The sequence below is a fragment of the Dyella sp. AtDHG13 genome (assembly GCF_003201105.1).
Classification (GTDB): domain Bacteria; phylum Pseudomonadota; class Gammaproteobacteria; order Xanthomonadales; family Rhodanobacteraceae; genus Dyella; species Dyella jiangningensis_B.
In genome coordinates, this window is the sequence record NZ_QICJ01000002.1 from 114,787 (window position 1) to 135,240 (window position 20,454).

18 protein-coding genes are annotated in these 20,454 nt (G+C 67.1%); 4 read left to right on the forward strand and 14 right to left on the reverse strand.

What is annotated here, in order from left to right:
• Positions 1–8 precede the first annotated feature (8 nt).
• Together BDW41_RS03290 and BDW41_RS03295 are read left to right on the forward strand one after the other, a co-directional pair.
• Positions 9–2,960 carry a TonB-dependent receptor gene (locus tag BDW41_RS03290; RefSeq protein WP_074546956.1) on the forward strand — a complete coding sequence of 984 codons (2,952 nt, stop codon included), beginning with the start codon at positions 9–11 and terminating at the stop codon, positions 2,958–2,960.
• A gap of 104 nt (positions 2,961–3,064) precedes the next feature.
• On the forward strand, positions 3,065–4,393 hold the full coding sequence (locus BDW41_RS03295) for a thioredoxin family protein (RefSeq protein WP_158536971.1): 1,329 nt from the start codon (positions 3,065–3,067) through the stop codon (positions 4,391–4,393).
• Here BDW41_RS03295 and BDW41_RS03300 read toward each other — a convergent pair.
• Both BDW41_RS03300 and BDW41_RS03305 read right to left on the reverse strand, forming a co-directional pair.
• Complete coding sequence (locus tag BDW41_RS03300) at positions 4,383–5,264, reverse strand: PD40 domain-containing protein (protein ID WP_074546585.1); 882 nt, start codon at positions 5,262–5,264, stop codon at positions 4,383–4,385. The genes BDW41_RS03295 and BDW41_RS03300 overlap by 11 nt on opposite strands.
• Before the next feature lie 213 nt (positions 5,265–5,477).
• Positions 5,478–5,735, reverse strand: a complete 258-nt coding sequence (locus tag BDW41_RS03305; protein WP_074546586.1) for a hypothetical protein — start codon at positions 5,733–5,735, stop codon at positions 5,478–5,480.
• A 254-nt stretch (positions 5,736–5,989) separates the two neighbouring features.
• On the opposite strand from BDW41_RS03305, the gene BDW41_RS03310 reads away from it, so the two are divergent.
• Complete coding sequence (locus tag BDW41_RS03310; protein ID WP_074546588.1) at positions 5,990–6,673, forward strand: aspartyl/asparaginyl beta-hydroxylase domain-containing protein; 684 nt, start codon at positions 5,990–5,992, stop codon at positions 6,671–6,673.
• Here BDW41_RS03310 and BDW41_RS03315 read toward each other — a convergent pair.
• The 12 genes from BDW41_RS03315 to BDW41_RS03370 form a co-directional block, all read right to left on the reverse strand.
• Positions 6,614–7,726: a mechanosensitive ion channel domain-containing protein gene (locus BDW41_RS03315; protein ID WP_233496760.1), complete on the reverse strand. Its 1,113-nt coding sequence runs from the start codon at positions 7,724–7,726 to the stop codon at positions 6,614–6,616. The two genes, BDW41_RS03310 and BDW41_RS03315, sit on opposite strands and share 60 nt — an antisense overlap.
• A gap of 41 nt (positions 7,727–7,767) precedes the next feature.
• Entirely contained in the window at positions 7,768–7,965 is a 198-nt protein-coding gene (locus BDW41_RS03320) for a hypothetical protein (RefSeq protein ID WP_146217294.1), read from the reverse strand.
• A gap of 200 nt (positions 7,966–8,165) precedes the next feature.
• Positions 8,166–8,705, reverse strand: coding sequence for a DNA starvation/stationary phase protection protein (locus BDW41_RS03325; protein WP_074546595.1), 540 nt, complete (start codon positions 8,703–8,705; stop codon positions 8,166–8,168).
• Positions 8,706–8,749: 44 nt separating this feature from the next.
• Positions 8,750–9,442, reverse strand: coding sequence for a YoaK family protein (locus BDW41_RS03330; protein WP_074546598.1), 693 nt, complete (start codon positions 9,440–9,442; stop codon positions 8,750–8,752).
• Between the two features lie 42 nt (positions 9,443–9,484).
• Positions 9,485–10,903, reverse strand: a complete 1,419-nt coding sequence (locus tag BDW41_RS03335) for an alginate export family protein (RefSeq protein WP_074546600.1) — start codon at positions 10,901–10,903, stop codon at positions 9,485–9,487.
• Between the two features lie 62 nt (positions 10,904–10,965).
• Positions 10,966–11,874, reverse strand: coding sequence for a glyoxalase (locus BDW41_RS03340; RefSeq protein ID WP_199535265.1), 909 nt, complete (start codon positions 11,872–11,874; stop codon positions 10,966–10,968).
• A gap of 21 nt (positions 11,875–11,895) precedes the next feature.
• Positions 11,896–12,327: a DoxX family protein gene (locus tag BDW41_RS03345; RefSeq protein ID WP_074546958.1), complete on the reverse strand. Its 432-nt coding sequence runs from the start codon at positions 12,325–12,327 to the stop codon at positions 11,896–11,898.
• An 11-nt stretch (positions 12,328–12,338) separates the two neighbouring features.
• Complete coding sequence (locus tag BDW41_RS03350; RefSeq protein WP_074546603.1) at positions 12,339–14,219, reverse strand: amidohydrolase; 1,881 nt, start codon at positions 14,217–14,219, stop codon at positions 12,339–12,341.
• The gene (locus BDW41_RS03355) at positions 14,216–14,494 is read right to left on the reverse strand and encodes a XapX domain-containing protein (protein WP_074546605.1); all 279 of its coding nucleotides are present in this window, start codon (positions 14,492–14,494) and stop codon (positions 14,216–14,218) included. The genes BDW41_RS03350 and BDW41_RS03355 overlap by 4 nt, the downstream gene beginning before the upstream one ends.
• Positions 14,495–14,520: 26 nt before the next feature.
• A complete protein-coding gene (locus BDW41_RS03360) occupies positions 14,521–15,174 on the reverse strand; it encodes a hydrolase (protein ID WP_074546608.1) in 654 nt (217 codons plus the stop codon).
• Between the two features lie 60 nt (positions 15,175–15,234).
• Positions 15,235–16,056 (reverse strand): alpha/beta hydrolase, encoded by an 822-nt coding sequence (locus BDW41_RS03365; protein ID WP_110301540.1) that lies wholly within the window; start codon positions 16,054–16,056, stop codon positions 15,235–15,237.
• Between the two features lie 465 nt (positions 16,057–16,521).
• Positions 16,522–17,127 carry a response regulator transcription factor gene (locus BDW41_RS03370; RefSeq protein WP_199535282.1) on the reverse strand — a complete coding sequence of 202 codons (606 nt, stop codon included), beginning with the start codon at positions 17,125–17,127 and terminating at the stop codon, positions 16,522–16,524.
• A gap of 245 nt (positions 17,128–17,372) precedes the next feature.
• Here BDW41_RS03370 and BDW41_RS03375 point away from each other — a divergent pair, with 245 nt between their 5' ends.
• Positions 17,373–20,429, forward strand: coding sequence for a sensor histidine kinase (locus BDW41_RS03375; RefSeq protein ID WP_074546615.1), 3,057 nt, complete (start codon positions 17,373–17,375; stop codon positions 20,427–20,429).
• The last annotated feature ends 25 nt before the right edge of the window (positions 20,430–20,454 follow it).

The following is a 20,454-nucleotide window of genomic DNA, read 5'->3' on the forward strand; positions in this document are numbered from 1 at the left end:
TGACCACCCTGCTGGCGCTGGGCGCCGCGCCCGTCTTCGCCCAGTCCACCACCGGCAGCATCTTCGGCCAGGTGCCGGCAGGCCGCGGCGAGACCGTACAGATCAAGAGCAGCACCGGCATCGCGCGCACCGTGGCGGTCGACAGCCACGGCCGCTACAGCGCGAGCGAACTTCCGCTGGGCACGTACACGGTGACGCTGCTGCACGAGGGCAACGCGGTCGACACGCGCAACGACATTTCCCTGCGCGTGGGCTCCGGCACCGAGGTGTCGTTCGACACCGCGGCCGCGACCACCCTGGGCGCGGTGAGCGTGTCGGCCAACGCGACGCCGCCGATCGACGTCACCACGGTGGACTCGCGCACCGTGATCACCGCCGACGAACTCGCCCGCCTGCCGCTGGGCCGTTCGGCCGAAGCCATCGCCCTGCTCGCGCCCGGCGTCGCCGGCAACAGCGGCGGCTACACCGGCCCCACCGGCCAGCCGCTGGTGAGCTTTGGCGGTTCGGCGGCCAGCGAGAACGCGTACTACATCAACGGATTCAACACCACCGATCCGCAGCGCGGCCTGGGCGGCCTGGCCCTGCCCTATGGCGCCATCGAGCAGCAGGAGATCTACACCGGCGGCTACAGCGCGCAGTACGGCCGCTCCGACGGCGGCGTGATCAACCAGGTCGGCAAGCGCGGCACCAACGAATGGCACTTCGGCGGCCAGGTGCTGTGGGAGCCGGCCTTCGCGCAGTCCGATGCGGCCAACACCTACTACACCAACGGCCGGCCCGCCTCGCCGGTGGCCGGCGGCCTGTACGACCCCAACAGCCGCAACCGCCAGTGGACCACCACGTATGACGCCTACCTCGGCGGCCCGCTGATCAAGGACAAGCTGTTCCTGTTCATCGCCGCCGAAGCCACCAAGCAGGAAGGCGACACGGTCAACAACGTATCCAGCGCCAAGCCCTACGTGGACTACACGTACAAAAGCCCCAAGTGGTACGCCAAGCTGGACTGGAACATCACCGACAGCAACATCCTGGAGATCACCGGCGCCTCCAGCAAGCGCGAGACGTCGGGCTCCATTTACGGCTACGACTACGCCACGCTGTCGCGCGGCAACTTCATCAACCTCGACGACAACATCAAGACCGGTGGCGATCTCTACACTGCCAAGTTCACCAGCTACCTCACCGACAGCCTCACCTTCTCCGCCATGTACGGCAAGATGAAGCTGATGAACTACGACGTGCCGGGCAACTACGACGGCAGCCAGACTTACCTCACGGACATCGAATTCCAGAACCCGGCGTACATCAACGGCAGCCCCATCGGCAACGGCCAGGTGACGCAGTCGCTGTACAACCCCAACCGCCACACCACCACCGACAACCTGCGCATCGACCTGAGCTACCAGATCGGCTCGCACACGATTTCAGCGGGCATCGACAACCAGAACTCGCGCGCCATCGACCAGGGCAGCCAGAACTCCGGCCCGGGCTATTACTGGGGCTATGCGTACACCACCACGCCGAACGTCGCGCTGATCCCCAGCCTGGGCGTGGGCGCACCGGCCAATTACCCCAACGGCGCGTCGGGCTATTACGCGATCCAGTACGTCAACAGCTCCATCGCCAGCGTGCGATCGGCGCAGCGCGCGCAGTACATCGAGGACAAGTGGCAGCTGACCGACCGCTGGCTGCTCTCGCTGGGCCTGCGCAACGACCAGTTCACCGACTACAACGCCAACGGCGATGCGTACATCCGCCAGCACAGCGCGCAGTGGGCGCCGCGCCTGGGCTTCAGCTGGGACGTGAACGGCGACTCCAGCTTCAAGGTGTACGGCAATGCCGGCCGCTATTACCTGGGCCTGCCGCTGAACCCCGCGCTCAACGCGGCCGGCGCGTATGTGTCCACGCAGCAGTACTTCACCTATGCCGGCATCGCCCCCGATGGCACGCCGACCGGGCTGGTGCCGTTCTCCAACCCGGTGTCGTCCAACAACACCTACGGCGTGCTGCCCGACCCGAAGACGGTGACCGCGCAGAACATCAAGCCGGAATACCAGGACGAATTCATCCTGGGCTTCACCAAGACGCTCGGCGCGAACTGGGTCTACGGCGCGAAGCTGACGCAGCGCATCCTGCGCAACGCCATCGACGACTACTGCGACGTGCCCGCCATCGAGAACAAGGCCGCCGCGCTGGGCTACAGCGTCAGCGCCACCAACAGCTGCTACCTGATCAACCCGGGACGCGCGAACACCTTCACCGTGATCGACGACACGGGCGCCTACCGCAGCGTGTCGCTGAGCAATGCCGAGATGGGCTTCCCGCCGCTCAAGCGCAAGTACTACGCGCTGGAGACCTTCCTGGAGCATCCGTTCGACGGCCACTGGTACGGCAAGATCGACTACGTGTTCTCGCGCAGCTACGGCGATACCGAAGGCCAGTTGCGTTCGGACATCCGCCAGACCGCAGCGTCCACCAGCATCGACTGGGATTTCCCCTCGCTGATGTCCAGCAGCAACGGCGCGCAGAGCAACGACCACACGCACCAGATCAAGTTGTTCGGCTACTACCAGTTCAATCCGCAATGGCAGGTGTCGGGCAACCTGTCGCTGGTGTCGGGCAACCCGCGCAACTGCCTGGGCTTCTACGGCCCCGACCAGACCGACCCGAACGGCTACGGCAGCTCGTACCACTGGTGCGGCGGCCAGCCCTCGCCGCCGGGCACGCACCGCCTGCCGTGGAACCGCCAGCTGGACCTCGGCGCCAGCTACCGCCCCGCGTTCGCCGACCACAAGCTGGGCTTCTCGCTCAACGTGTTCAACGTGTTCAACTCGCAGGCCATCCTCAATGCCTATCCGTACTACCAGATCTCGCCAGGCACGCCGGATCCGCTGTACGGCTCGTCCATCGTTCGCCAGCAGCCGCGCTATGTGCGCCTGAGCGCCACCTACGACTACTGACGCCCGTGTCGATGCCGTCATCCCCTCGTGACCGCATCGGGAAGGATGGCCCGCAAGGCCATCCTTCCCACCTTGTCGCCCCCGTCCACCTGGAAGCCGCCGCCATGTCCCGCACTCTTCGTCGCGTGAAGAAACACCTGCTCGCCGCCCTGCTGGTTGCCGCGCTGCCCGCCGGCGCGCACGCGGCGGAAGCCAGCACGCCAACGACCATCGACGAGGCCCTGAAGGCATCGGCCGAGCAGCACCGTCCGGTACTCGTCGATTTCCAGGCGGTGTGGTGCTACTCCTGCTACTACATGGCCAGTCACGTATTGAATGGCCCGGAATGGGACGACGTGCAGCGCAAGGCCATCGTGGTGGAGGCGGACGCGGATTCGCCCGACGGCCAGACGTGGATGAAGAAGCTCAACGCCTCCTTCCTGCCCAGCTACGTGGTGCTGGACGAGCACGGCAATGAACTGGGCCGCGTCACCGCGGAACAGCCGCGCGAGAAGTTCTATCCGAAGATCACCGCCATCCTCGCCACCGGCAACACGCTCGACGGCCTGAAGCAGAAGGCGGGCAAAGGCAGCATCGACGACGTCGCCAACGTACTGGAGGCCTACCAGGCGCGCTCCGAAGGCGTGGAAGGGCTGGCATGGTTTTCCTCGTTGCCCGCGCCGCGGCAACAGCAGGCGCGCGGCAATGCCCGCGTCGCGGTGGCGCTCGACCAGCTCGCGCTGATCAAGGCGCTTGCCGCCAAGGACAACGCCGCCGTGATCGCGAACGCGCAGAAAGTGCTGGCGCAGGATATCGGCTGCCAGCGTCCCTACGTGCTGGACGATCTGCTCGAAGCCACCGAAAAACTGCCGGCTGCCGATCGCAAGGCCTTGCTCGCCCCGCAACGCAAGCCGATGGATAGCTACGTCAACACGCAGGTGCTGGTGGCCCAGCCCGCCTGCGCCGACCAGCGCAGCGCGGTGCTGGCGAGCGCGGAACTCGACCAGGTTCTGGGCGACCCGACTGCGGCTTCCGCCCTGCTCGACCGCGCCATCACGCAGACGCGCCAGCGCCTGGGCAGCAACCTCGCCAGCGACCGCAACCTGGCCGACAACCTGCGCATCTACCTGGCCAAGGCCAAGCGCAGCGCCGAACTCGACGACTACCAGCGCAAGCTGATCGCAGCCTATCCGGACGACTACGTCTACGCCTACCGCTACGGCCGCAGCCTCGTGGAAGCGGGCAAGCCCGCCGATGCGCTGCCTTATCTTGCGCAGGCCGCCGACAAGGCCTACGGCGCGAACCGGCTTGCCGTGGCCCTGCAACGCGTGAAGGCGTTGAAGGCACTGCACCGCGACGACGAGGCGCGGAAGCTCGCCAGCGAAGTGCTGGAAACCAATGGCCCGTGGTTCCCCAAGCAGGCCGACGCGCTGAAGGCCGAACTCAAGGCTTGACGGACGTGCCGCCGCACGACGGCGGCCACGATTCGTTGCCCTCGATGTGCCACACGAAGAATTCGCCGGACTTCGGCTCGCCGGTGTCGCGTGCGAACAACAGCGTCTTGCCGGACGGCGAAAACAGCGCGCCGATCTCCGAGCCGTTGACGTTGATCGCCGGGCCCAGCTTCGTTCGAGGCAGCCAGCCCTTGGGTCCGCGCAGTGATTGGTAGAGGCCGCCGTCCGCCTCCACGATGAGCCGCTTGCCGTCTGGCGATGGCAGCGGCTCGTACTCGTCGCCCGCCGTATTGATCGCGGGCCCCGCATTCTCCACCACCCATTGCCCGGGCGTGGTCTCGCGCGCACGCCAGATGTCGTTCTTGCCGAAGCCGCCCGGGCGATTCGAGCCGAAGTACAGCCAGCCGTCCGTGCCCAGTCGCGGAAACCATTCCGCCTGATCCGAATTCACCGGCGCGGGCAGGCGCACCGGCGCATTCCAGTGGCCATCCGCCGCGCGGTCCGCGCGCCAGATATCCAGATCCTTGCTTTTCAGGCTGCCGGTCGCCCGCGTGGAAATGAAGTAGACGCTGCGGCCGTCCGGCGTGAACCACGGATCGGCCTCCGTGCCCGGCCCGGCGAACGGCGCATCCGTCGGTTCGCTCCAGCGCGCGCCTTCGCAATGCGAATGCAGGATGCGCCAGCCGGAAAACGACTTGGAGCTGCGCACGAAATACAGCTCGCCCGTCTTGGGATCAAAGGCGGGGTGCGACTCGAACAGCTCGCTCGATACGCCCATGGGCGTCCAGGGCTGCACGGAAGCCACGGGAGCGTCGGCCGCCGCCCCTAACGGCACGCATGCGGCAAACCAGGCGAACCAGCGAAGCGTCATGCGCACGGCGGGAGTCCTTGTGCGGGCGTGGGTCCCGGCATTGCAGCGCAAGCGATGGCGGGATGCCCGTGCCGGATGTCCATGCGGCCGTGAATGGAACCTCGCCGCCGCGTCACGCGATCACCGGCCAGAGAAAACAAACGCGCGCGACCGCCACCCGGGGCGGTCACGTCCATCCTGCACGGCGCGCGGCCTTGCCGCGCCTGCCGCGAATCAGGAATGCAGTTGCTGCAGCAGGCGCTCCAGCTCGCCGCGCAGCTGCCTTACTTGCGATAGCGCGCTGTCACGCTCGCGCACCACCTCGTTGTGAATGGCCAGCGATACCACGTGCGCCGACAGCGTCTTTTTCCGCGCCCGGTATCGACGCGCCCGCTCCGCGGGCGTCAACGCATTGGGCTTGCGCGGCCGACCTCGCGCTCGCTTGAACGTCAGGGGCAAGGCAAGCGTGCCCGGATCTTGTGGGTCAACCATGGTGCATCCTCCTCATTTGCGCCTATTTTTACGTGACGTCACGTAAAATACAAGCAAAATCTCGCGGAAAAACAGCCGTAAAGGCCACTTTTCTCAACTGAATACGCACGCCTTGCGTGTCGACCGAAGTGCCTACCGTGCGTTCACGGGACAAGGAGATTCCTGTCGCTACCGTGCAACACGTCGGCTACCGGAGAAGGCAGTCAGTGGCGCCGGGGCGAACGCCCACCCAGCAAAAAAAGGGAAAACCGAAGATGGAGTCGCTCTATGAGCTGTCATCACGGGCCATCCGCCGTCTCTACGACGCCCGCATCAACACGCCGCCCGTGCTGGACATCGACACCTGCTTCCCTGACGCCCGCCACTTCCACGATGCCTGGGAAGTTTTGCGCGGCGAGGCCATGGCCGTGCTCGAAAGCAACCAGCCCATTCCCCGATTCCACGAGATCATGCCGGCCCAGGCCGATATCTCCGCCACCGACGGACGCGACTGGCGCATGTTCCTGCTCAGGATCTACGGGCAGGACATCCGCGCCAACCAGGCGCACTGCCCGTTCCTCGCCGAGCTGCTGGCGGCCTGCCCCGGCGTGCTGTCGGCCACGCTCTCGTTCCTGGCGCCGTACAAGCACATACCGCGTCATTGCGGCCCGTTCCGGGGCATCCTGCGCTACCAGCTGAACCTGGAAGCGCCCCTGGCGGAGGATGGCCGCCCGGCCGCCGTGCTATGGCTGGCCGGCGAGGAACATCGGCTCGGCAACGGCGAACAGCTGCTGTGGGACGACACCTATCCGCACGAGGTGTGGAACCGTGGCGGGCAGACGCGCATCGCCCTGCTGCTGGACGTCCAGCGCCCGGACATGCCGCTGGACCTGCGCCTGCTATCGAGCGCCGTCGCCAAGGGAGTCGGCATGGTCGCGCGCTGGCGCGGCCTGGCCTGAGCCCTCCAGCTCGGCGCGCAGGCGCGGCAAGGCTTCCGGGTAATGCGCCTTGATGAAGGTGATCAGCCCCTCGCGCACCTTGCAGCGCAGGTCGAAGTTGCGCCCGGAATCGGTCGAACTCACCAGGGCGCGCAACTGCACCGCGCGCTCGTTCGCATCGGTCACCTGCAGCACGCACACGCGCCCGTCCCACTCGGCGGCCTCGCGGCACAGGCGGCCGAGTTCCTCGCGCAGCGGTTGCGTAGGCACGCCGTAGTCCATCCACAGGAACACCGTGCCGAGCAGCTGCGCGCTGGTGCGCGTCCAGTTCTGGAACGGGTTTTCCATGAACCAGCTCAGCGGCACCACCATGCGGCGCTCGTCCCAGATGCGCACTACGACATAGCTGCCGGTGATTTCCTCGATGCGGCCCCACTCGCCCTGGATGATCACCACGTCGTCCAGCCGAATGGGCTGGGTCACGGCGATCTGCAGGCCCGCGATAAGGTTGCTCAGCACCGGCTTGGCCGCGATGCCCAGCGCCAGCCCCGCCACACCCGCGGACGCCAGCAGGCTGGTGCCGAGTTGGCGCACGCCGGGAATCGTCAGCAGGATCGCTGAGGCGCCCAGCAACAGCACCAGCACGTCCGCCGTGCGCCGCAGGACGCGCACCTGCGTGATCATGCGGCGGGCCGCCAGGTTGTCCGCCACATCCAGCGGATACTTGCGGATGGCCGCCAGCTCCAGCGTGCCCAGGCAACGCAGCGCCAACCAGGTCAGCGCCACCATCAAGGCGATCAGCAGCACGTGCTGCACCAGCACGAAGGGCGGCAGCACGTCGGCGTCCGGCAGCACGCGCAGCGACGCCACCAGGATCAGCAAGGGGATCAGCCACTCCATGGGCGCACTGGCGCGCCCCAGCAGATCGGCCGCCAACGGACGCCGCTTGGCCAGATGCCGCAGCACCGCGTAAGCCAGCGCACGCAGCACCACGGACACCACCAGCGCCACGGCAACCGCCATGCCCAGTCGCGTCCACGGGTCGTGCTGCCACCAGCGCAGCAGGCTATCCACGGCGATCCATCCGCCACGCCATCAGCAAAAAGGCCCCGCGCTCAGTGGCGCCTGCCCGGCGGCAACGCCGGCACGAACGGCGACGGCGGATCGCTCGCCGGGAAGGTTTCTTCCAGCGCCTCGTCCTGCAGCTCCTGGCGGTGCTGCTCGATCGCCTTGCGCGAAATGCGCGTCGCGTGGGTGTCCGGGCGAGACGGCTCGCTGGCATGGTCGGAATGGCTTGGTTCTCGACGGGACATGAAGGCTTCCTCGGCAACGGCACGCGCCGGACGCCGGCCGCGCGCTGCCACGCGCCATCCTGAAGCCCCTGCCGTTAGCCGCATGCGTTGCGCATGTGACCGCGCGTGGACGTATGTGAACGTCTCCCCGCATGCCGAAACGACCCGCCGGAAGCCGCACGGCGATGCCGTGCGGCGCGGACGCGATAGCGTGAACGCGATCAGGAGTGACGGCTGGTCTCGAACAGGAACCACACGCGGCGCTCGGCCTCGTCGATCCAGTTTTCCAGCAGGCTGGCCGTGGCGACGTCGCCGTACTCGTCGCACAGCTCGTGCGTGGCGCGCATATAGCCGGCGAGGCGCTGGTTGTCCTCGCGCAGCTCGGCCAGCATGTCGTCCGGCGTCACGAAGTCCGCGTCGTTGTCGGACAGCCGCGCCAGGCGCTTGGCGTGCCCGAGCGAACGCAGCGTGGTGCCACCCAGCTTGCGCACGCGCTCGGCGATGGGGTCCACCGTGGCGTAGATCTGGTCCGACTGTTCGTCGAGCAGCAGGTGGTAGTCGCGGAAATACGGCCCGGACATGTGCCAATGGAAATTCTTGGTCTTCAGGTACAGGGCCAGCACGTCGGCCAGCAAGGCATTCAGCTCGCCGGAGATGTCGCGCGTCGCCTTTTCGCCCAGCGCAGACGGCGTATTCAGCGCCGCCTTCTGGCGGACCTTGGCACTGCTGGTATCGCTCTTGGCCTTGGTGGTTTTGCTCATGGGGAGTCTCCGCGGTTGATCCATCGAGTATGGAATGGCAAATGTCATTTCGGCGTCGGCATGGGATCGGCATCGCCATAGCGCAGCACCGCCGCCACGCTCAGCAAGGGCGGCACCACGAAGCACCACATGCCGCCGATGGCATAGAACAGGGCGCCCGCCGCGCAGCCGATGGCGAAGGCCAGCACGGCAAAACTCATGCGCCGCAGCCGCCCGTCGAGCGCCGCGCGCTGCTCCGGCGGCACGCCCCGCAGGCGATCGGCCACGTCCAGCATGATCTGCGTGGTGGTGCCCGTCATCAGCGTGGACGGCGGCCAGCTGACCAGATGCACGCGGTGCACGGCGTTCTGTATCGCCATCGCACCGACCAGGGTCATGCCGGTGAGCGTGGCGGCCCAGCTGTCCCCTTGCGGGAACGGCCCGTAATGAAGCGCCAGCACCATCGCCACCACGAACAGCGCCAGCTTGAGCGACAGCAGCGAACGCACCACGGGCTGGCCGGCGTCGATCAGGCGATAGCGAAGCAGCCGTGCGCCGATCACGAACACGCAGAACACCGGCAGCGCCAGCAGCTTGGCCACGATGCCCGACGTTCCCGACACCAGGGCCGCGCCGATGGTGACGAAGTTACCGGTGACATGCGCGGTGAACAGGCCGTGCAGCGCCAGGAAGCCGGCGGTATCCACATAGCCGGCCATCACGCTGAGGATGGTCGGCAGCCAGGGTTTCTCATTCATGCAGTTTTCCTCTCCCGCAGCCGGGCTTGCTTTTTCGTAACGTCACCACATGAACCTCCCTTCGACGCCGAGGTAATCGCCGTCGCGTCCGCCGGCCATGCGTATCGCCCGCCCCGCGTCGAAATGCACAGCTTCCAGTGCCCCGGTGAAGTTCGCGTTGAAGGCGTAATCCGCGCGCAGCTGTCCATACACGCCCGTCCATTTGCCGCCATGCCCGGCCGTGCCGGGCAGCGGGATATTCGGTTGCACATAGATGGCATCGGCGGTGGATTCGCGCCACTGGAATCCCGCCGCGGCCATCAGCGTGAGACGGCTCACCGGCTTGATGGTCACGCTGGGTTTGACGTGGCGCAGGTTGGTGTAGCCCGTATAGCCAGCCAGCGTGAAGTAGTAGCCATTGGGAAACAGCGGATTGAAGGTGCCCACCGTGCCGTCGCCGGGATGGCGATCGCCGGAGGCCGCATCGATCTGCAGCCCGATGCGCGGCGACCAGGCCACGGGCCAGGTGTAACCGACCCGCGCACCCGTGCCCCAGGCATCGATATCCTTCGCGCCCACGTGGCCGCGCTGCGCCATGGCTTCCAGGTCCCAGTCGATGCCCGATTGGTTGCCCGCGAAACGCACGTCGTAGACATCGCGATGCTCGTTGCCCGTGGCATCGAGATAACGCGCGTTGTCGCGGGCGTACAGCGAGTAGTACGCCGAGAGTTCGTCCCTGCCCCACAGCAGCCGCTCGACGCGCAGCGTGTGGAAGCGGAAGTGCCGGTTGGACGTATCGTCGAAGGGGTGTTCGTCGTTGTATTGCACGGGCTGGCTGAGAAAGCCGATGAAGCGCCACTTGCCGGTTTCCCAGTCGGCCCAGACCGCATCGAACGACTGGCGCACATTCGGGCCGTCGCGCAAGGAAACGAAGCGCTGCAGGTCGAAGGCGAAATCCTGTCGCCCCACGCGCGCCTTGAACGTGCCGCTGGCGAAGGTGCGGACGTAGGCGAGAAAGGCCAGCCGCAGGTCCCAGGGGTTGCGATCCGCCCCGCCGATCACCTGCTTGCCCACGGTGCGCGCATCCTCGAACTGCACGAACGCCTGCCAGTAGTGCGCGAAATGCAGGTCGGCATGCAGCTGGAACCGCTGCAGCAGATAGCTATCGTTCGGGTTGTGGCCGATGCCGAAACTGGCCGCATCCTGCATTTCCGTTCGCTCACGTAAATTCACGCCGAACGACAGATACGTCTTCGGATCGGCGTCGCTCAACGACAGGTACTTGAGCGCATCGCCCCACTGGGTACGCAAGGCAGGATCGGCCAGCACCGACCAATCCTCCTGCCAGCGATTGCTGCGCAGCGCCGGCCGCTCCGCCGCGTTCTGCGCGGGCGTGGCTTCCGTGGAATCGGCGCTGGCGTCCTGCGCGCGAGCCACCACCGAGACTAGCGCCGCGCCCGCCAGCATCAGCCCCACCGCCATGGAACGCACGGGAGCGGCGACACATGAAGGGCCCGGCACCCGCCCCGCTACGCTCATGATCGTCAGTGGCTGGCGCCGGCGTGGATCTCGGCCACGTAGCCGCCGGGGAATTCCACCAAGGCCGATTCGCGGCCTTCGCTGGTGTAGGGCTCCACCAGCACCTTCGCGCCATGCGCCTTCGCCTTGACCAGCGTGTCCGCAAGACTGGCCACTTCGTAGCCGGTCATTTCGTGGCCATACGGATACGGCAGATGCCCGTCGGTGACGAACACCGTCATCTTGCCGAAGGTGGATTCGATACGGATGCGCCGGAAGCTGTCGCCGCTGCGGCCGATCTCCACGCCCGGCGCCTTGGCTTCGTCCGACACCACCTTGCCGTGCGAGAACGCCAGGAAGCTCTTCACGAACGCGTCCGCGCGATCCGGCGAGACGTATACGCGGTTCTCCGGGATGGTCTGGAACGGCGCATAGTTCGGCGGCGTGGTGTGCCAGTACAGCTGCATGTTCACGCCGCCCGGCCACTGGATGACCACGTCGCGGCCGATGGGATCGGGGAAGGTCTGCACGATCACATCCGCGCCCGCCACGCGGGCCGCCCTCACCGCCACGTCGATGTCGGTGACCAGATAGCCCGTGCGCTCGCTGCCGAACGGATGCGGGACCGGCGTGCGGAAGCCGAACAACGACACCGTACCCACCGGCGTCTGCAACAGCTGGGTGCTGGTGCTGCTGGGCGTGGGCGTCACCGTGGCGATGCCCTGCTTGGTGCTCTGGCCGCCGAAGGTGGCGAGGAAGCTCTCCACGAAGCGATCCACGTCGGCCGGTGCCACGTAGACGTGCGTGGTGTCGTACTGCGCGCCCACCGCCACCATCGGCGTGGCGGGCGATTCCTTGGCGAAAGCCGGCAGCGACGATGCGCCCACCGCGCTGAAGCCAAGGGCGAAGGCGAGAAGCCTGGAATACATGCGCATGAGGAAAACTCCCTTGGATGATCAGTAGCCCGCAGGGGAAGGCGCCGCCGCCCGGTCGCGCAGGTCATGCCACGCCACCAGCAGGAAACCGCCGACCAACCCCAGGTGTTCAAAAAAAGCGTTCATGGCGCCAAACCGCTCGGGCTGCGGCATCTGCCAGAAACGATTGGCCACGAAGGTCGCCGCCAGCGTGAAGACCGCCAACAGCAGCGCGCCCAGCCAGCGCCCCCGCCCGGTGAGGATGGCGAGCGAAGCCCCCAGCTCCAGCACGATGGTCAGCAAGGTGATCGGCACTGCCGGCGACAAACCGAAATGCGCGGTTTCCGCCACCGCGGCGTGGATGTCCCACGCCTTCTGCAAGCCGCCCTGGAGATAGGCCGCGCACAGGCCAAGCAAGGCCAGCCAATGCACCAGCGGTGTGGCGAAGCGTGCGTATCGCGATGTCGACGCCATGGCATGCATGCTCACACCGCCCAACACGCGCAGCCCAGCGCACCCCAGAAGGATTTCAGGTCCGACACCGGCAGGCGGCTCGACCACGCACTCACGTGATCATGGCCATGCACGGAGCATCCATGGCTGCAGCCGCAGGATGCCACCGGCGTTGCGGGTGCCGCGTCGCGCTGCTGCGCCCAGGCGCCGTAACCGCCGTAGGTTCGCACCGGGGACCACTCCGGCATCGCCGGGGGCACGCTCACGTCCTCGAACGCGGCATAGCCGCCGCTGCCGTACACCACGCGTCCGCCGACGATGGTGAGCAACGAGGTCGTGTCGGCGATATCGGCTTCCGGGCAAGCGAAGAAGTCGCGGTCGGGCACGATCAGGTCGGCGAGCTGGCCCACCTTGATCTGGCCCTTCTTGCCCTCCTCATTGGAGAACCAGGTGACGTGCTCGGTCCACATGCGCAAGGCGGTTTCGCGATCCAGGCAGTTGGCGCGCGGATACAGGTTCAAGCCGCCGACCGTCCTGCCCGTCACCAGCCATGACAGCGACACCCACGGGTTGTACGACGCCACGCGCGTGGCGTCGGTGCCGGCCGAGGTGCGCAGGCCCTTCTCCAGCATGCGCTTCACCGGCGGCGTTGCCTGCGCGGCGGCCGGGCCGTAACGCTCCACGAAGTACTCGCCCTGGTAGGCCATGCGGTGCTGCACGGCTACGCCGCCACCCAGCGCCGCGATGCGGTCGATGGAGCGCTCGGAGATGGTCTCGGCGTGGTCGAAGAACCAGTGGAGCCCTTGCAGCGGAATGTCGCGATTGACCTTCTCGAACACGTCCAGCGCCCGGCTGATCGTTTCGTCGTAGGTGGCATGCATGCGCCACGGCCAGCGGTTCTCGGCCAGCACGCGCACCACCTCTTCCAGCTCGCCTTCCATCTGCGGCGGCATGTCCGGGCGCGGCTGGCGGAAATCCTCGAAATCCGCCGCGGAGAACACCAGCATCTCGCCGGCGCCGTTGTGGCGGAAATAGTCGTCGCCCTGCTTGTATTTGGAACTGCGCGTCCAGTTGAGGAAGTCTTCCTTCTCCTGCTTCGGCTTCTGCGTGAACAGGTTGTAGGCAAGCCGGATGGTGAGCTGGTTTTCCACCGCGAGCTTTTCGATCACGGCATAGTCGTCGGGGTAGTTCTGGAAACCGCCGCCCGCATCGATGGCGCCGGTCACGCCAAGGCGGTTCAACTCGCGCATGAAGTGGCGCGTGGAATTGAGCTGGTAGTCGAACGGCAGCTTCGGCCCCTTCGCCAGCGTGGCGTAGAGAATCGCGGCATTCGGCTTGGCCAGCAGCAGGCCGGTGGGATTGCCAGCGCCATCGCGCACGATCTGCCCGCCCGGCGGCTCCGGCGTATCCCTGGTGTAACCCACCGCACGCAGGGCGGCGCCGTTGAGCAGCGCGCGGTCGTACAGGTGCAGCAGGAACACCGGCGTATCCGGTGCGACGGCGTTGAGTTCCTCGATGGTCGACAGGCGCTTCTCGGCGAACTGGTGCTCGGTGAAACCGCCCACCACGCGCACCCATTGCGGCGCGGGAGTGATCGCCACCTGCTGCTTGAGCATGGCCATGGCATCGGCCAGCGAGCGCACGCCGTCCCAGCGCAGCTCCAGGTTGTAGTTCAGGCCGCCGCGGATGATGTGCAGGTGGTTGTCGATCAGGCCCGGCAGCACGCGCTGGCCCTTGAGGTCGATCACCCGCGTGCGCGGGCCGGCCAGCGGCATCACCTCGGCATTGCGTCCCACGGCCACGAAACGGCCATCGGCGATGGCCACCGCCTCGGCCTCGGGCAGGCCACGGTCCAGCGTGGTGATGCGTCCGCCGTGAAGGATCAGGTCAGGTACGGGCTCGCCGGCGCTCATGACTTCTGCTCCGTGGCATCGCCCGTGCGCGCGGCGCGGCGGGCGGTGGGCAATTCACCGCACATGTGCGGCTTCACCTGCTCGCGCAGCCAGACGGTGGGTTCGGCCTGGCGATGCAGGATGTTCTTCACCAGCGGCGGCAGTTGTTCTCCGCACAGGATGCCCAGCAAGCCCACCAGCGCCACCAGGGGCGGCGCTGGCGAGCGAACCTGCAGCAGGGCGTAGATGATGCCGACCAGTACGCCGGCAGCCATCGAGATGACGTAGATTTTCATGGCCATGCTCCAGAACTGCGCCGCGCTCAGCCTTCGTGCGCTCCGAACATGCTCTTGGCATAGGTGATGCCAAGCCCATACGAGCCGCCGAAGCGCTTGGCGACGCCGGTGGTGCTGTCGTACGTCGCGGTGCGCGCCCAGTCGCGCTGGAGTTCCAGCAGGTACTGCAGCGAGGTCATCGGGCGGGCGCCCGCCTGGATCATGCGCTCCATCGCGCGGTTGTGCGCCTCGGCGGAGACGTCGCCGCAGGCGTCGGCGATCACGTAGACCTCGAACCCCTGGTCCAGCGCCGACAGCGCCGGGCCGACGATGCACACCGACGTCCACAGGCCGGCCAGCACCACGCGGCTCTTGCCGATCTCGTTGACGCGCTTGATCACGGCGGCGTCTTCCCAGGTGTTCATCGAGGTGCGATCCAGCAGCGCCTGGCCCGGGAACGGGTCGGTGATCTCGCTGTACATCGGGCCGGAGAAGGTCTTCTCGGCCACCGTGGTGAGGATGGTGCTCACCTTGAAGCTGGCCGCCGAGTTCGCCACCAGCGCGGCGTTGTTGCGCAGCACGGTGGGATCGATGGAGTGCGTGGCAAAGGACATCTGCGACTGGAAGTCGATCAGGATCAGCGTGTGATCGGTCGGCGTCAGCAGCTGCTTGCCCGGGGTCGGCGTGGCGGTGATGGACATGGGGATTCTCCGGTAGTCGAACAGGGACACGCCGGCGCGAAACCGGCGTGCACCGATGGATCAGGAACGGATGAACTCGAGCAGGTCCTTGTTGACCTGTTCCTGGTGCGTCGCGGTCAGGCCGTGCGGCGCGCCCGGATACACCTTGAGCGTGGCGTGCTTGACGATCTTGGCCGACAGGCGGCCCGAGTCGTCGATGGGCACGATCTGGTCGTCGTCGCCGTGGATCACCAGCGTGGGCACCTCGATCTTCTTCAGGTCGTCGGTGTAGTCCACTTCCGAGAACTGCTTGATGCAGTCGTACTGGCCCTTCAGGCCGCCCATCATGCCCTGCCTCCAGAACGAGTCGCGCATGCCCTGCGTGGCGTTGGTGTGCGGGCGGTTGGCGCCGAAGAACGCGCCGGACAGGTCCTTGAAGAACTGCGAACGGTCGGCCAGCGTCTTGGCGCGGATGTCGTTGAACACCTCGATGGGCAGGCCGCCAGGGTTCTTCTCGCTCTTGACCATCACCGGCGGCACCGCGCCGATCAGCACCGCCTTGGCGACGCGCGCATTGCCGTGGCGGCCGATGTAGTGCGCCACTTCGCCGCCGCCGGTCGAATGGCCGACCAGCACGATGTTCTTCAGGTCCAGCTTCTCGATCAGCGCGGCGAGGTCGTCGGCATAGGTGTCCATGTCGTTGCCGTTCCACGGCTGGCCCGAGCGGCCGTGGCCACGGCGGTCGTGCGCGATGGTGCGGTAGCCGTGCGAGCTGAGGAAGAACATCTGCGCATCCCACGCATCGGCCGACAGCGGCCAGCCATGCGAGAACACGACAGGCTGCCCCTGCCCCCAATCCTTGTAATAGATCTCGGTGCCGTCTTTGGTGGTGATCGAACTCATGTCTTGGGTTCCATGTGAGGGATGGTTAGGCGCGCCCGCACCGAACGCGCTGGACGGCACGGTCAGCCCGATCGCGGGCAGCGCCAGTGCGGCCGATGCCACCGCCACGCCGCCCATGAAGGCGCGCCTGGCGGCGTCGATCTCCGCACCTTGGTCTTTCGTCGACATACGGGTTCTCCCGGTGAACCCGTCGAGCGCGGCGCATCCGGCGATGAAGCCGTGGCAGGTTGCAACCCATGCGTTGCAACCCATGCGCGCGTGACGGAAGTGATGAGGAAAGGTGGGCCAGCTCATGTGCTGCTGCCCATCGACATTCTTCTCATTGCGCGCGGGATAGGTATCCCAATCGCGGCATATCTGGCCTACCCGATCAGGTAGGTACGGCCGCGGGAAAAACGCCCCCCGCGCGCGCAAGCGTGCACGTCCACGAAACGTGTTTCACGGGTGTTACGGATCGGGAGAAGATCAACCGTCGAAGAAGCCGCGATTGCGCGCCAGCGTGACCGCATGCGTGCGGTCGAGCGCGCCGAGCTTGGTCATGATGTTCTTCAGGCGCGCCTTCACGGTGTCTTCGGAAACGCACAGGATGTCGGCGATGCGCTTGTTGGTGTGGCCGGTCGCCACCAGCCGCAGCACGCTGAGCTCGCGGTCGCTGAGCATTTCCGACCAGGCGTGCGTGGCGATCTCGCCGGCCACCTCCGCCGCCACCACGCGGCGTCCTCCCATCACCGAGCGAATGCCGGCGAGGATCTCCTCGCGCGTCGCGGTCTTGAGCAGGTAGGCGTTGGCGCCGAACGTCAACGCGCGCTTCACGCGCGCATCGCCGGGATAGGAAGTGAGCACGATGATCCGCGCATCCGGAAACTCGCCGCCCAGGGTCGAAATGGCCTGCAGGCCATCCACGCCAGGCATCTGCAGGTCGATCAGCGCCACGTCGGGCCGCAGCTCGCGATAACGCACGATGGCTTCCGCGCCATCGGCGGCCTGCCCCACCACGTCCATGTCGGGCGCGCTCTCGATCGCGGCGACGATGCCGTCGCGCATGATCGGATGATCGTCGGCGATCAGCACCCGGATGCGTGTCGCATCAGCTGTCACGATAAGGTCCCTCGACACGTGATGGGCGGGCGTCATCGGCGGTCGGGGCCACCGCCGGTGCAACACGCCGCACTATAGCGGGCGCGGCACCGTGCGGGGCAATGCCCATTCGGGTGATTCTGCGTTCACCGCATGGCACCTATGGCCGCCGCGCGCGCGGCGATATGCTGCACGCATCGCCGGCGGGCAAGGCCGCCGGCGCCCCATACGGAATAGCTATGACGATGCTCGGATGGCCGGCCTTCGTCCGTCATGTCGCGCGCTGCATCGGCGCCGCGTTGCTGGCGGCATGCGTGCTGCTTCCCGCCCATGCCGGCGAATCGACGGGTTTTCGCCGCCGGCTGTGGACCACGGAAACAGGCACGCCCGCCGACATCTGGGCGATGGCGCAAGGCAAGGACGGCTACCTGTGGCTGGGCACCGGCAGCGGCCTGTACCGCTTCGACGGTTCGCGCTTCGAACGCTTTCAGCCCGCCGAGGGCGAACGCTTCCGTTCCAACGACATCACCGCGCTGCACAGGTTGCCGGATGGTTCGCTGTGGATGGGCTTCTACTACGGCGGCGCCGGCGTGCTGCAGTCGGGACATCTGCGGCAGTTCGCCCCCGGCAAGGATTTCCCGCCCGGCATGGTGCTGGCGTTCGCCAGCACGGGCGACGGCGCGATCTGGGCCGCCACCGAAGGCGGCCTTGCGCGTTTCGATGGCGAACGGTGGCAGGCCGTCGGTGACGACTGGGGTTACGCCTCGCATCGCGCCGACTGGCTCATCACCGCACGCGACGGCACGTTGTGGGTGACCACCGGCGACTCGCTGATGTTCCTGCGTCCGGGCGAACACCGCTTTCGCGCGACCGGCCTGGCGGTCGCCAAGTACGGCATCGTGGCGCAGGCGCCCAACGGAACGCTGTGGATTTCCGATCACAACCACGGCACGCGCGCCCTGCCCGGCCTGACGCCGGATCATCCCAGCCTGATCGCCGCCGAACGCCCCGACGACACCGACTTCGCCTGGGCCAATCGCCTGCTGTTCGACCGCTACGGCAACCTGTGGGGCACCCTGGTCGATCGCGGCGGCATCTACCGCGTCGCCGCCGTGGAGAGCCTGGCCAGCGGCCGCTCCTTGCGCGCGCAGGATTTCAGCGAAGTCGTGGGCAAGGCCAGCGGCCTGGTTTCCGAGCGCGCCGTGCCTTTGTTGCAGGATGCCGAAGGCACCATCTGGGCCGGCACCAACATGGGATTGGCCAGCTTCCACCGCAACAGTTTCCAGGTGCCCGCGCAGGTGCCGCTGGGCATGGCGGCCGACTATGCGGTGGCTGTCGATGCCACCGGCACGACGTGGATCGCCAATGGCGGCATGCTCTACCGCTCCGATGGCCACCACGACACGATGGTGCGCAGCGACCTGCACGACACCAGCGCGATGCTGTTCGATCGCGCCGGCGATCTGTGGATGGTCGGCCGCAACAGGCTTTATCGCCTGCACGGGCAGAACATCGACGTGACCGAATGGCCGGTGTCGCCCGACCTGACGCGCGTCAACGCCTTTGCGCTCGACAGCCGCGACCAGCTGTGGCTCGCGCTTGCCGAGCACGGCCTTTACCGGCTTCGCCGAGGACAGTGGCAGGCCGTCGTGCCCGACGCCGCGGTGGCGCAGGACACGCCCACCTCGCTCGCCAGCGACAACCAGGGCGTGCTGTGGATCGGCTATGCCGATGACCGGCTGGTGCGAATGGACGAGCACACCGCCCGGCTCTACACCTCCGTCGATGGCCTGCACGTGGGCACCGTCACCACCATCGATGCCGGCAACGGCGATGTCCTTATCGGCGGCGAACATGGACTGGCGCGATGGAGCGATGGCCACATCGCCTCCATGTCCGTGGCCGACAACGACGCTTTCAGCGGCATCACGGGCATCGAGCGCACTGCCAACGGCGACGTCTGGTTGAACACCGGCAAGGGCGTGCTGCGCCTGGACGCCGCCGAAGTGGCCGCCAGCTTCAGCCAGCCCGACCGCGCACCGGCGTACCGACTGTTCGACTACCGCGACGGCTTGCCGGGCATCGCCCGCCAGGCGGCGCTGACGCCCACGGCCACCATGGATGCGCTTCATCGCCTGTGGTTTCTCACCAACCAGGGACCGGCCTGGCTCGACCCCAACGAGCTGGGCAGCAACCTGTTGCCGCCGCCGGTGGACATCGCCTCGGTGATCGCCAACGGCAAGCGCTATCCCGCCGCGGGCCAGGTCGATCTGCCCAAGGGCACGACCAACCTGCAGGTGCAATACAGCGCGGCCAGCCTCGCGATTCCCGATCGCGTGCGCTTCCGCTATCGGCTGGCGGGCGTGGACGCGGGCTGGCAGGACGCGGGCAACCGGCGCGAGGCGTTCTACTCCAACCTTGCGCCCGGAACCTATCGCTTCCAGGTCATCGCGGCCAACGACGATGGGGTGTGGAACATGCAGGGCGCGGAAATCAGCCTCACCATCGCGCCGTGGTTCTACCAGTCGAGCTGGTTTTACGCGCTGTGCATCGCCGTCGTCGTCGCGCTGATCGGTGCGTTTTTCCTGTGGCGCACGCGCCTGGCCGCCGACCGCGTGCACCTGCAACTGATGGAGCGCATGAACGAGCGCGAGCGCATCGCCCGCGACATCCATGACACCCTGCTGCAGGGCGTGCAAGGCCTGCTGCTGCGCCTGCAGGCGCTGATGGCCCGCCCGGTGCGCGACCAGGCCCACAGCGATGCGCTGCATACCGCCATCGAGCAGGCACGGCAGATGGTGATCGAGGGCCGCGGCAAGATCGTCGACCTGCGCGGCGAAGGCCCGCAGCACAACGAGCCGGTGCAATCCATCCTCGCCGTGGGCGAGGATCTGGCCTCGCTGTATCCGAACGTGGCGTTCCAGCTCACCGCGCACGGCGAGCCGCGCAAGCTGCTGCCCAGCGCGCGCGACGAGATCATCGACATCGTGCGCGAAGCGATCCGCAACGCCTTCGTGCATGCCCAGGCCACGCGAGTCGACGTGCACGTGGATCATCAGGCGCACCTGCTGCGCGTGCGCATCGCCGATGACGGCACCGGCATCGACGAAACCATCGTGCGTTCCGCCGCGGACGCGGGCCACTGGGGCATCGTGGGCATGCGCGAACGCGCCGGGCGGCTGGGCGCGAAACTTGCCTTGCGCCGCCTGCATCCGCACGGCACGGAGTGGACACTGAGCGTGCCCTGCCGCGCGGCCTACCGTTCCGACAAGGACGACGCACGCGCCGCGCCGTGAGCACGAACCGGCTCACGGCGCGGCG